The sequence below is a fragment of the Flagellimonas abyssi genome (assembly GCF_019457905.1).
Classification (GTDB): Bacteria; Bacteroidota; Bacteroidia; order Flavobacteriales; family Flavobacteriaceae; genus Flagellimonas; species Flagellimonas abyssi.
This window is the reverse complement of the sequence record NZ_JAHZSV010000021.1, coordinates 19,001-32,264: the sequence shown is the minus strand read 5'-3', so window position 1 is coordinate 32,264 and position 13,264 is coordinate 19,001. Positions and strand designations below refer to the sequence as shown.

Annotated in this window: 8 protein-coding genes; 4 read left to right on the top strand and 4 right to left on the bottom strand. The window is 41.8% G+C overall.

All coding sequences use genetic code 11. The annotated features are described in order from the left end of the window. Nucleotides 1–88: 88 nt before the first annotated feature. On the bottom strand, nt 89–1,711 hold the full coding sequence (locus tag K1F36_RS13970) for an RluA family pseudouridine synthase (RefSeq protein WP_220114384.1): 1,623 nt from the start codon (nt 1,709–1,711) through the stop codon (nt 89–91). A 373-nt stretch (nt 1,712–2,084) separates the two neighbouring features. Between K1F36_RS13970 and K1F36_RS13965 the strand changes: the two genes are divergently transcribed. Both K1F36_RS13965 and K1F36_RS13960 read left to right on the top strand, forming a co-directional pair. Further along, on the top strand, nt 2,085–4,994 hold the full coding sequence (locus K1F36_RS13965) for a PEP/pyruvate-binding domain-containing protein (RefSeq protein ID WP_220114383.1): 2,910 nt from the start codon (nt 2,085–2,087) through the stop codon (nt 4,992–4,994). Then, complete coding sequence (locus K1F36_RS13960) at nt 4,995–6,257, top strand: serine hydrolase (RefSeq protein WP_220114382.1); 1,263 nt, start codon at nt 4,995–4,997, stop codon at nt 6,255–6,257. Here the strand turns inward: K1F36_RS13960 and K1F36_RS13955 are convergent. Together K1F36_RS13955 and K1F36_RS13950 are read right to left on the bottom strand one after the other, a co-directional pair. Next, nucleotides 6,244–8,979 (bottom strand): Npt1/Npt2 family nucleotide transporter, encoded by a 2,736-nt coding sequence (locus tag K1F36_RS13955; protein ID WP_220114381.1) that lies wholly within the window; start codon nt 8,977–8,979, stop codon nt 6,244–6,246. The two genes, K1F36_RS13960 and K1F36_RS13955, sit on opposite strands and share 14 nt — an antisense overlap. Before the next feature lie 88 nt (nt 8,980–9,067). Next, nucleotides 9,068–9,970, bottom strand: a complete 903-nt coding sequence (locus K1F36_RS13950; RefSeq protein WP_220114380.1) for a serine hydrolase — start codon at nt 9,968–9,970, stop codon at nt 9,068–9,070. 338 nt (nt 9,971–10,308) lie between these two features. Here K1F36_RS13950 and K1F36_RS13945 point away from each other — a divergent pair, with 338 nt between their 5' ends. Both K1F36_RS13945 and K1F36_RS13940 read left to right on the top strand, forming a co-directional pair. Further along, nucleotides 10,309–10,704, top strand: a complete 396-nt coding sequence (locus tag K1F36_RS13945; protein WP_220114379.1) for a hypothetical protein — start codon at nt 10,309–10,311, stop codon at nt 10,702–10,704. A gap of 64 nt (nt 10,705–10,768) precedes the next feature. Then, a complete protein-coding gene (locus tag K1F36_RS13940) occupies nt 10,769–11,809 on the top strand; it encodes a YaiO family outer membrane beta-barrel protein (RefSeq protein WP_220114378.1) in 1,041 nt (346 codons plus the stop codon). 101 nt (nt 11,810–11,910) lie between these two features. Here K1F36_RS13940 and K1F36_RS13935 read toward each other — a convergent pair whose 3' ends face one another. Next, the gene (locus K1F36_RS13935; protein ID WP_220114377.1) at nt 11,911–13,251 is read right to left on the bottom strand and encodes a hypothetical protein; all 1,341 of its coding nucleotides are present in this window, start codon (nt 13,249–13,251) and stop codon (nt 11,911–11,913) included. Between the last annotated feature and the right edge of the window lie 13 nt (nt 13,252–13,264).

Sequence of the window (13,264 nt, the reverse complement as noted above, 5' to 3'; positions counted from 1 at the left end):
ATTTCGATTCTTGCCGGGGCTACTTTTCTACAATCAATTAAAATGAATTAACCAAAATTTTCTTAATTGGTGATCTACCCCACAATTTTCAAATAACAAAAGGCATTTCTGTCTTGATTTTTATCCGCTCATTGTTAATAGGATGAACAAATTCTACCTGTTGTGCATGCAAACAAAGTCGTTTTGAAGGGGTGCCATATAGATTATCTCCAACAATTGGTGCATGAAGTCCCAGTTTATGGGCACAATGTACCCGCAATTGATGTGAACGTCCCGTTATAGGATTCAATTTGATTAAGGTTTGACTGACTGTCTTTTTTATGACCTCATATTGTGTCAAAGCAGGTTTACCGTGTTTATAATCTACCATTTGCATGGGCCTGTTATTGATATCCAAGATAAGGGGAAGCGCTATCTCTCCGGTGTTTTCTTCAATTGGTTTCTCTAGAACCGCAAAATAGGTTTTGCGAATCGTACGCTCCAAGAATTGTTGTTGCAGTAGTTTGTTCGCTTTTTTGGAAAGGGTAACAATCATTATTCCAGAGGTATCTTGATCCAGTCGATGTACAATTATGGGGCCGGAAGCTTTCGGATACTGTTCCAGAATACGGGATTTTACAGAATCTTTTATGTGCCTGCCTGGCACAGACAACATGCCGGTAGGTTTATTTACGACAACCAAATGTTCGTCTTCAAACAGCACTTCCAGTTTCTTTCCTGCCCCAAAATTTTCCAACAAGGGATTTGGTTTTACAGGGATTCCTTTGAGCATATGTGCCAGAATAGGCTGGCACTTGCCTTTACATGCCGGGTAAAACTTACCATGTTCCCTAATTTCCGAATCGGGAGACGGTCCCCACCAGAACTCAGCTAGCGCCACAGGTTTCAATCCTTGTTTAAATGCATATTGAAATAGTTTTGGAGCAGCACACTCTCCTGCACCTGCAGGTGGTACATCCACCCCAAAATCGGTAAATACCGTTTTAACGGATTTGCCTTCTCCCTCACCGTTCAAAAAAATGAACGATTCAAAAATAGCATCCTGTAGCTGATTGGACTTGGTTTTACGTAGCATTTTGAGTGCTTCAATTCGTTCTTCCAACTTCCTGTATGCACCAATAGCTTTTTCTAACCGCAAGTTCTCGGAACGTGTAAAACGTCTCAGGTCCATCCCGGCATTGGTACCTTGCTTCACCAAATCGTCCAAAAGTTCCTGGCGCTCTTTATCAGGTAGGTAAATAGACTCTTTTCTAAGTCTGTCACGTTCCAATTTGCTCTTTTTTGCCGCTTTCTTGGCAGCAAGTATATTTTCTTTGGTCTCTTTTGTGGTCTTTTTTAGGCGTTGCTTGGCAGTGATGAACACATCACTTTCTTCCAGCGCTTTAACTTCTTTGCTAATGGCATTGATGCTGGCCATCTCTGGAAAATCTTCTCCTTTTGGTAATTGATGAACAGGAGGTACAAATAGTAATTTTTCCAGCTCAGGTTGAAGCTCGCCAGAATATGCACTTAGATATCCAAGTTCACCGTTCTTGGTTTGTACCACAAGGACCCCTAACATACGTCCTGTAGGTTGATTCATCAATTCTGGCAAATTCTGTTGCAATCTATTTTGAAGGTCTTTCGCTGCTTTCTTGGCAATGGCAATGGGCGTATAAAAATGAGGATATTCAAATGACTCAGGTATTTTGTCCTGCCCATTCGTTTTCAAATAAACTACTTTGTATTCCTTTAAAGGTAAGCTAGTTGCCAATATTTTTTATATTCTAAGTTTGATTGGCAGTCCATTCAAAACTTGATTAACCCTACAAATTTACAGTTCTTCTGTAGATTCAACTATTGAAGGATTTAAAAGTAAAGGTTCACTTTTGACTGGATTGTTAGTTCTCTTCAAATATGATCCTATCATTCTCATGGTTCAATAAAAATTAATGAATAAATATTGGCACTTGTTCATTTATCCCATGGTACAAGATTGAAATGAGCAAACAACAAATTCTGATGTTATTTGAATATATTTACTACAATAGACAATGTTCCAAAAGTTGCTTTACTGTTGGAAAGCATTGTTAAACGTATTTGCTATGAAACGTTTTATCTTAGGTATATTTTATCTTTTGCTCACCTTGTCATGTGTGCTCCAAGCTCAAAAATTGGAACCGAAGGAAGTCACTGTGCTTGTCAACAAGTATAAGAATGATATTCGGGGACCGTACAAAGACATTCGATGGTTCTGTACCGATGGAAGCATCCGTCCACCCAAAGACCCTTGCCCCGATAACATTGGTACAGGAGTCCAGCATGCCCGATATAAGGATGAGGTGGTAGCCCTGGGGAAATCGAACCATATCTTTTTGGGACAAATCTTGGCGTACACTGATATGGAATCCCTTTGGGACGTCGAGAACGACCATTCCAGGCTCAAACAGTACCAACTTGATAAATATTTAAGGAGTGTGGACAACGGTTGGATCAATCAAAAAGGTCAGTTTTACCGTGGCGCCATACAATCCGAAGATGAGCAAGCTTGGGGGATTGAATTTTATAAATGGCTCTTGGCCAAGGATGAAATTTTAAGGAACGAGTACTTTTTGGTTCGTCAATCGCTAAAGGATATTCCACATAATGGGGATGACAATGTTGCGCAAAAGATGAGGAGCGAATCCAAAGTGATATCAGACTTATATCTGCCTTTTATGGACCTGCGGACAAAGATTCACAGTCAGCCGGAAGAATCGGATATCCAGAAAGTGATCAAGTTTAAAAAAACACATAGTTCAAAGTTACCTGCGGATATTGCACTAAAGATAGATGCCTTGGTCACCACCATGAAAGAGTTTCATAAACCTGTAGATATTTTTGCCCTGGCACAAATGGCTCCGTTGACGAAGGGAACTCCGCTTGGTAATTCAATAAGTGGTTTTGCCGCAAGTTCCTCAGAATTGAATTCACCAAAACTATTGGTTGAACAGGCTTCTCAGCTCTTATATGATATACGGGAAGGGCTCTTGGAAGAAGAAAGACCCATGGCAAGGCTTCAGTTGCTTGATGTATCATTGAAATTGGAAGAGATCGTATTTAAGAGTTCACCAGAGTACCAACCGCAAAACTTGAAAGACCTACTGCATAAAATCTGTTATTTGGGTATGGCCGTTACTGGATCGGGCTATCTCGAACAATGGGAATGGAACCAATTGGCTCCCGGGCTCACAAACTATGATGTGCCGGAACAATCACTTGGGGAATTAACCGAGGTGTTGAACAGGGCAAGGGCCGCAGTGGAATGGAGCGCCGCGATGACAAAGGCAAATTATGATGCCATAGTAAAGCAATATGTGGCCTTTGAACCCCTCGCAGCAGGATTTATAGATGACAAGATCCGTGGCTCGGTGTCGCTCCATTTGGGGCAGAGCGTTGGCGAATTGGGCAATATGATTTCCATGGAATCGCAATTGGCGAACAAAGTGATGGATGTACAGAACCAAAGTACCATTCGAGGTCTCAACCCTGGGTATGCTTTTGGTGAACTTGTAGTAGTGGGGGGCAGTTCGGATGATATTGAGGTATCGTCGGATAAGATCTATGTATTCCAACGGCCGCCGTCAGACTTAAAGCCGGTGGCGGGCATTGCCACGGTGGCCGAGGGCAACATGGTCTCGCACGTACAATTGTTGGCGCGAAACCTTGGAATTCCCAATGCCGCCCTTTCCGATGAGAATTTGCAAGCCTTAAAAAAATATGACGGCACAAGGGTTTTCTACGCCGTATCGAACAAAGGGAACGTAATTATTAAGCCTGAGAACCAAATGTCGCAAGAAGAGCTGGCTCTTTTTGCGATTAAGGAAAGAAGGGAAGAACGTATTGAGGTGCCTGTAGGACAAATCCGTTTGGACGAGAACAATGTGCTCAACATGCGAAGCGTGGATGCAGATGACTCTGGCAAACTGTGTGGGCCCAAAGCGGCCAACCTTGGCCAGCTCAAAAAAATGTTCCCCGATAAGGTTGTTGAGGGATTGGTGATTCCATTTGGGATTTTCAGGACCCACATGGACCAACCAATGCCTGACCAAGAAGGTTCATACTGGCAATTTTTGACCAATATGTTCCAAGAGGCAAATCGAATGTTGGATTCCGGTATTACCGAGAATGAGGTTGAAAATTATCAGCTAAGACAACTGGAAATATTACGGGCGGCCATTAAAAAGATGGAGTTGCTCGACAGTTTTGTAGATCAATTGGAAAATGGGTTCAAAGAGGTACTGGGCGGTGATTTGGGGAATGTTCCTGTATTTCTGCGTAGCGATACCAACATGGAAGATCTTAAGGAATTCACGGGAGCTGGCCTAAACCTTACCATTTTCAATTCAGTGGATAAAGCCAAAATTTTGGAGGGTATAAAAGATGTTTGGGCATCGCCCTACACGGAAAGGAGCTTTAAATGGCGCCAAAAATATTTGTTGAATCCTGAAAATGTGTACCCATCAATCTTGGTGATTCCGAGCGTGGACGTGGACTACTCAGGAGTTTTGATCACCAAAGGAATAAGTTCAGGAACGGATAAAGACCTTACCGTTGCCTTCAGCAGAGGAGCCGGTGGCGCTGTGGATGGTCAGGCTGCGGAGCAATACCTGATCAAAGATAGCGGAGGCTATACCTTGTTGGCTCCAGCCAGGGAACGTTTTTACAATGTGCTTCCTGTAACGGGCGGTATCGAAAAGAAGAGTGCAACCTTTCAAGAGCGAGTGTTAAAGGAAAGGAACATCAAAGAAATCCGTGATTTGGCACGCACTATTCGGGAGCGTGTTCCCAAAGAGACCAATTCGGATTATGAGGGTGCTTTTGATGTGGAACTTGGTTTTAAGGACGATAAATTGTGGTTGTTTCAGATTCGTCCGTTCGTTGAGAACAAGAAAGCTTTGGGGTCAACGTATTTGGAATCCATCACCCCAAAGATTGACCTCGAAAAGCGTATATCACTTTCTAAAAAATTGTAGATGAAAAAGATAGTTATCATAGTGTTTTTAGGATTGATGGGGCTTGGATTCAGCGAATTTGTGGAATATCCTATCGATGGATACGAGCGTACGGGGATCAAACGTCTCAAAAGACTTGAAATGATCAAAAATGGGGAGTTGAAAGAATCCACACCATTGCCCGCGGGAGCCATGAAATCTTGGGAGGACATCAAACTCAATCTCTTATCCAGAAAGGAAGATAGCGTTGGAAGTTTTTTTGAAGTGGACGAATCATTTCAGAAAGATATAGGTGCCCTGTTCCGAGGTCTCGACAAAAGTTACTCATTGACCATTATGGATATTTCCGATCCTGATAGTGTCCGCTATGCCGAACGAAACAAATCCTTGGGGTATCAGCCGGGAAGTGTGGGCAAGTTGGCCGTGCTTACCGCGCTTTTTGAACAGTTGGCCAAAGTCTATCCCGATTCCTTTGAACTGCGTACACAATTGCTGAAAAATAAAATGGTGAAAGCTGGGGTATGGGGGCTCACTGATGAACATACCGTTCCCATTTTTAATGTGGAAAAAAATACATTGGTAAAACGGCAAGTGGTAGCAAGTGATGTATTTAGTCTTTATGAATGGGCGGACCACATGCTTTCGGTTAGTAACAATGGTGCTGCCAGTATTGTATGGCGTGAGGCATTGCTAATGGCGGCCTTTGGCGAAAAATACCCAGAGCTTACCGAAGAGGAGGCAATGGCCTATTTTAAGGAGACCCCCAAAAAAGATTTGACCGATATGGCCAATGATGTGGTGAACCTTCCTTTGCGTGATTTGGGTATAACAGCTGATGAATGGCGCTTGGGCAGCTTTTTTACATCAGGTGCCAATACCTACGTAGGAGATAAAGGCGGAAGTATTGGTACTCCTTATGGTTTGATGAAGTTTTTGGTCCAACTCGAACAAGGAAAAGTGGTAGATAAGGAAAGTAGCCTCGAAATGAAACGGTTAATGTACATGACCGATAGACGGATACGCTACGCCCAATCGCCAGCACTAAAGGAAGCAGCGGTTTATTTTAAATCTGGTAGCTTGTACAAATGCGATAGGAGCAAGGGCGAGGAATGCGGAAAATATATGGGAAATGTACAGAACTTTATGAATTCGGTTATCATAGTGGAACATCCCGATAACTGCAGATATATGGTGGTCCTCATGACCAACGTGCTTCGAAAAAATTCGGCATCCGACCATATGTATCTGGCTTCGGCGATTGACAAGATTGTTAGGAAAGGTTGATTTCCTTAATGGCATTTTGAGCAAAATCCTTGATTTTAGGATTATCATCTGTTACATAGCGTTCCAATAGCTCCTTAAAACGTTTGTCTCGCTGTTTGCCTATCAGATAGATTACCGCCAATCTTAACTTTATATCGGGCACCTGCAACAGTTGCTCAAAGCATTCGATTTCACTAGGTATGGCATGTTTGATCTTTTGTATTGCCTCTTCTGATGAAAAATCCATAGTGGCTTCCTCTATTATGGGCAGTAATTTTTGTTTAAGATTTCCTGTGAGTAGGTTGTCCAGAAACTCAATGGCCTTTATACGAGATTCTTCTTTGGGACTCAACAAGCCCAAATAGGCATTATGAACATCTTCCTGTACATATTTAAGCCCTAGTAATTTGAATATACGTTCCAGACCAGAATCAAGTCTACGTTCCAATAGCTCCAATAATGATGCTCGTGCATTCCTTTCTTCAACATTAATTTGTCCACCGGATTTTTTACGGTTTCTATATGAAATAATGATCTGGGTATGCATCGCTGAAAGTGTTTGGTGGTACAGTGTGCATTCTTCAAAGATCTTGGCAACTATCTTGAATCGGTTAAAACGGAGCGTGGGGCGCTCTTTTCTGATATCGCTCAACGACCGTACCACAGCCAGTCGTACACTGAGGTCCACATCATCAAAAAGTTGGAACAATGAATGTACCGCATCTTTGGACATAAAGGTTTTTATGACCGAAGGTACCAGTCTGCAAACATCAAGGCTTACCGTCCTGTTTTTTACATTTGAAACCAAGATGGGAAGGATTCCCGGTCCGTAGTTGTGCAAGGCCTCTATGGCAAGCGGACGCATGTTCTTATGGGTGAGCAATTGCAGTAATTTGTTGATAAACAATGGCCGCATGCTCAATCCGGCCGCCCTAATCGCTGCTTCCCTTAAATGATTGTCCACACTATCGAGATGTTCTGTTATTGCTGGGTAGAATTGAGGGTAACCCGAAGCGCCAATGGCCTTTAATACAAGTGGGTTAATTGCGATGTCGTTTTGTGATAATCGTCTTTCCAATCTGCCCGGAAGGTCATATTTTGTTTTTAGGGTTTGGTTCCCCGTACTTTCCAAGGCCAAACAATACAGTGCGGTATCTTTGATCAATTGACTATCTGCTTCCAGAAATTCGTCGAAGATGTATTCTTCATTTTGTTCGGCGTGCAGCAATAAATATTCAAAGGTGGCCAAGGTCAGTTCTTCATCATTATGCTGTAATAGTTCGTTGATATTGGTTATCATGCTGGAGCTGTTCAAAAAATACAGGTTCCGCATGGCGGCAGCTTTTATCTTCAGGGAAGGATGATCAAGTAATATTAGTACATCATCCGTAAACCTTCTATCATTGATTTCCATCAATTTGTTGAGCATAAAAAGAATCTGTTCGTCTGTGCCACTGTAAAAAACGTTTTTCATTCCTTCAATAGCGGAAATGGGCTTCGCCTTTGTATTGGAAGGATTGGTGGAGCTTGGAGAAACATTTTCCAGGTTCTTTTTGAAAGTGGTGTAATATTCCTGCCGTAGAATACTGATGAAAAAAATCCAAATCATCACCAAAACTATGATCAATAAGGTAATGCTCGTAGTTCCAAGGTCTAGTGCGCTAACAAAAAATATGAGCAATAGGCCTGCTACGCCGGTGGCAATGCTATCCACTACAACATCAATGAAAGATTTGGTACGGTTTTTCAGCTCGAACGGTAATGGGAGAACCAATAATTCGGAAGCACTTTTGTTTATCGATTGTTTTAAGATGCCGTCCATGGCCTTGATGACCACGATTGCGGACAGTTCGGGCAATATCAAAAAAAAGATGGAGCCGAAAAGGATGCCCAAGGGCAGGAGCAACAGCGAAAATCCAACGCCCCAAATACCAACAACACGATGGGTAACAAATAATTGGATTCCCAAGGACAACAGGTTGAATGTGGAAAACCAAAATGCCAAAAATGAGGTGAGTTCCTCGGGATCATCAAAAGATTTTGCAGCAAAATCGCTAAATTGATAGTCTACCAACTTGGCCACCAACACGCCTACAGCTACTGTGAGTGCCATATAGGTCAGATGTCGTGATTTTTTGATCAGTTTGTACGGATGGCCATCTGTGATGGAGATTCGCTTCTTTTTTTTGAAATCATCCAGTTTGTTCACCCGAAGTTTCCAGATTTCCCGTAAAACGGGAAAACAACCCATAAGCATGATTGCGGCGATAAAGATCATGGCATCGTTCCCCACGAAAGGTGCCAAAATGGAGGTGATGTAGCCTCCAAATATACCGCCCAATATGGCTCCAGAACCTATAAATCCGAAAAGCCTTTTGGCGTCCCTGACGTTATAGACCAGATTGGCCAACACCCAAAATTGTGAGGCTGACAGCACAGCATAAATGGCAGACCAGATATAAAAAAAGAACAGTAAATAGGGGTTGATCAATCCTAGTCTTAAAAGTACGGCCAATGCCACAAGTATTATAATTGACGAGAGCAATGTGGTTCTTATGATATGGTTCAGTCCAAATTTGGCAAGTACCCTTGTGTAGAAAAAGGAACTTAGGACTGCAGTAAAGGCAACCAAGACGTAAGCTACGGATAATTTTTCCGCACCAAGTTCTGAAAGAAAAAGTGCATTGATTGTCGGCTTTATGATCAGTAGCACGGAAATGATCAAAAAGATGTAGCAAAACATAAAAAGGGAGATTTTAAACTCTCCCTTTCGTATGTCAAAAAATTTATTTGTTAGCTCAAATATCATTGGCCATGTAACTTTCCAATGATTAAATTTCGGGTTTTTTCAATACTTTTTCGATGGGCTTTACCAAATTTCGAATAATCTGTTCGCCATTAGGGTCATCGATCAGTGCGACCAAGATGTATCTTCGATTGGCCTCTTTGCCCCATACCAGAATGGAATCGGAATGATAGGTTTTCCAAGAGCCGGATTTTCTAAAAAGACGTGCAGAAGGTGCAATGATTTCCAAGGTGTTCACGAATTTGTGGTGAAGCTCCGGATTCTCCATGATGTTTAGCATTTGTTTGGAGCGTTTTTCATTTACCAGCTTACCATTGGCAAGTAAGTAATAAAAGCGGCACACCTGTGTCACGGATGCGGCATGGCTAAGTTGTTTTAAAGGTTCCCTGTTGGTATTGCCACCTCCACCATATCTTTTGCCTACCCAGAGCCCGCCCCCGTTGCCCTCATCATAGAAAGCATACGTTGGATCGGTCATTACGGATTCTATCTTGGCATACCCCAAACGGTCTATCATCCTAGTAGATGCAGCATTATCCGATTTGCTGATCATTAACCTCATGTCCTTTTTGATCTCAGAAGTTTCAATAAGCTCACCTTTTTCTATTGCATCCATCGCAGCAAGTAAAATGGCAATCTTTGGCAGGCTTGCGGCATACATCATATGGTTGCCATTGATTCTTGCAAATCTAACATGCTCGGGGTTGCTCAGATCCACGATGCCAATTGCCATCTTTTTTTGACCTATTAAGCCGGCCCATGTCTCATTGCCCAAAATCTCGTCTTCTAAATTTGCTTGTAACGAGGTGTCTATCAACTTGGTCAACGGTTTTACTTTTTCGCTCCCAACTTTTATTGGGAGAGTCTGCTGACCAAAGATGGAAAGACAAACGGTAAAAAATAAAAATGCGAAATAGGTGATTTTCATTTAAAACGCATATTTTAAAAATTAGTCAAAATTATATAATCGTAAGACACACAATGTGTTAAATGATAAAAATTAGTTAAAATGCTAAATTGAGCATTTATAGGTTGTATGAGCTGTGTTGGAAATTCAACATGTTAAAATTCATATGGATTAATACGATTGTAAATATTGTTTCGGTTTTTCGGTAAGGGCTAATTTTTTCTATGATAAGTAAATGTTTATGAAGAAGTATCCGAACCTTAAAAATGGATTTCTTTTTACAACAGAGTTCCTTTTTTGAATTAAGTATAATTTTTTGTAAGTAAAACGCTACATAATTATACTGTTTCCCCAAAAAAATGCTCAAAAGATACATACTTATCATTTCTGCTATCATCAATATCGTGTCAATTTTGGCCATATTGGGATGGATGTTTCAATTGGAATCGCTTACCAGGGTTGTCTCCGAACTCCCTTCAATGAAATTCAACACAGCCTTGTGCTTTATTTTTTTGGGAGCGACCATAGTACTTATTGTAAAACACTATAATATAGTTTTTGCGCATATCGTCAATGCATTTTTATTGATTGTAGGTTTGTTAACTTTGAGTCAGGATATTTTTGCAATTGATTTGGGAATAGACCAATTTATTGTGGAGGATTTTTTGGGATACAATCAGGTAACCCGTACCCGGGCAGGATGTCGTCCGCCACTTCACTCTCTTTTTCGCTTTTGGGGATATCACTTTTACTGATTTTATTAGGAAAACCTAACAAAATGAGGTTTGCCCCATATATGTCCCAGGCAGTGCCATTTTTTTGGGACGATTGTACACCTGGGATAAACAACCCGATAACGCAAGAAGAATCCTAGGAGCAACTTTCAATTCGAATTCGGGGTATGAAGACGCAGCCTTGGCTTACGCCAGCTTGGAGTTCTGGAATCAAGATTCGGAGAAGGCCTTGGAAATTGTTGACAAAGGATTGCAATCCCATCCAGATTCAGAGAGCCTGTTAGTGCTCAAAGCAAAAATATTGATGGATTTAAAGCGAAGTCAAGAAGCAAGCAAAACGTTGAACACCGCTTTGAAGTATCATCCAAAATCCACCAACGTACGGTCCTTGCTACAGAATATGGCCACGGGCGAAAACTTGAATGAGGTAGGAGTCTCCTATAATTTTGTGCACTTCAAGGAGCGTTTTGACCAACCTTGGCATTTGGCCAGTCTGCATTATGGAAGGCAATCAAGCATTGGACCGATTTTTGGCAGGCTAAATTATGGGAATAGGTTTGGAATTGGTAGTACACAGTTCGAGGTGGATTTTTATCCAAGAATTTCAAAAATGTTTTATGCCTATATCAATGGGGGAATATCCAACGACAAAGCTATTTTTCCAGAGTATCGCGCTGGATTTTCACTTGATACCAATCTGCCTGCCGCCTTTGAAGTCGATGCTGGTTTTAGGATGTTGCAGTTTGATGAAGCCTCATGGACTTACACCTTTGGATTGGGTAAATATTACAAGAATTACTGGTTTAACCTTAGGACATATCTGAATACGGTAGATGCTGAGATAGCAGATGCGTATGCACTTACGGCAAGATACTATTTTGGCGGAGCCGAAGATTATTTTAGCGTACGGGTGGGGACCGGTTTTTCGCCGGACAATACATCGAACAATGTGCTGTTCAATAATACAGCAAGGTTGCGCTCTACTAATTTTGCCTTGGGCTATAGAAATCTGTTGGGCCAAACCCATATTGTTTATGTAGAAGCATCGTATGACCGTATAGAGTTTGCTTCGGACACTTTTGATGACCAATACACTGTGAAATTGGGTTATATCAAACGTTTTTGAGATGTAGTATGGACATACAAGAAGTATCGAATATCTTAATTCCTAATATTCGATACTTCTTGTAAATCAATATCCTCAATATTTCTTCAAATACTATTGCATCAGTTCAACTTCCAAACGGTATTGTCGGTTGACGAAAAATTACTCCTTTGGGTCCCTCCGATCGCAAAAAGTTTCCCATTTAAATTGACCAACGTAAAGAAAATAGCTTGTATAGGGAAGGAATCAATCGTAGTGGCCAACTCCCAATCTTCACCATTTTGGGATATATAAAAGGTGGAGTAGCTGTTGGGGCCATCAACAGGAGTGGTCATCAATATGATTCTATCGTCGAATACCACAGTGCTTACAGAGTTTATACCTCTTTCTCGAATATTGGAAACAACTGGGTCGGACCAATTGACGCCATCAGAACTAGTCCTAGTGCTGATTGCTTCGATGTCCGAATCCGGGTCGGGTTCAAAACAATAAAGGATATCGTTAAGGCTTTCAATTCGAAAACCGTATTTGGATTCAAACCCATGGTTTTCGGTTTCCAGCACCCAATTTAAGCCATCCGAACTGCTATAAACATTTCGCTCAGGGGAAAGTTCTTCCACATCGCCCCTGTAGCCGGCAATCCTAAATATTTGATTTCCAAGAATCGCAAATCTAGAGGACTGATATTGAGTAAAGGGTGTGGTCTCCGTTTCCTCTACCCAAGTGATACCATCTTCAGAACTAAAAATCTTATTGGACAGAATACCCTCGGAACTACCTCCGTAGATCCATAATCTGCCATTGAACGAGATCAGCTCGTGCCCATAAATGGCCCCAAAAGAAAGATTGCCTTCAAATGTCCAGTTTTCACCATCTGCACTGGACCAAATATCCGGAAGCGGAGTATCCGTTTCGTCTCGGCCTCCGATCAACCATATTTTTTCATTAAAAACTTCAACAGCCGCACCCTTTCTGCTCCCGTATGCTGCATCTTCGGTAATCAAGGTGGCGAATATGGTTTCGGTGGTAAAGAGTTGTACCTCACTTTCTGCCAGGATGGTACCATCTTCAACGGCTATTACCTGCCAATAATAGTCGGTGTTCAGTTCAAGGGGGTCGGTTTCCTCTATATCAAAGGTGGGCATGTCAAGTCCGGATGCGAATTCTGCTAACCCGTCTTCGGAGGTTCCAAGAAAAACGGAGTATGTTACCGTTTGCTCTCCGTCGTACTCCTCCCAGACTATGGTAGGTGTCTTGGAAACGGGCTTTTCGTTATTGGAAGGACTCAACGTGGTCAAGGTCCCAACGGTAATTTCCCCTTCGTCATCGTCATCATCTCCAACGTCATCGACGTCTTCAATTTCATCTTCGATTTCACTTCCATTGTCATCATTGCTGCAGCCCTGTAACAAAAGGGCAAAGCAGATAAATAGTAGTTTAAAAAATGGCTTTACAGTATTCATGATTTATTTTATT

Excerpts from the sequence above, each read along its gene's own strand:
- K1F36_RS13965 (WP_220114383.1), top strand. The coding sequence starts at position 2,085 with ATGAAACGTTTTATCTTAGGTATATTTTATCTTTTGCTCACCTTGTCA.
- K1F36_RS13960 (WP_220114382.1), top strand. The coding sequence starts at position 4,995 with ATGAAAAAGATAGTTATCATAGTGTTTTTAGGATTGATGGGGCTTGGA.
- K1F36_RS13955 (WP_220114381.1), bottom strand. The coding sequence starts at position 8,979 with ATGTTTTGCTACATCTTTTTGATCATTTCCGTGCTACTGATCATAAAG.
- K1F36_RS13950 (WP_220114380.1), bottom strand. The coding sequence starts at position 9,970 with ATGAAAATCACCTATTTCGCATTTTTATTTTTTACCGTTTGTCTTTCC.
- K1F36_RS13945 (WP_220114379.1), top strand. The coding sequence starts at position 10,309 with ATGCTCAAAAGATACATACTTATCATTTCTGCTATCATCAATATCGTG.
- K1F36_RS13935 (WP_220114377.1), bottom strand. The coding sequence starts at position 13,251 with ATGAATACTGTAAAGCCATTTTTTAAACTACTATTTATCTGCTTTGCC.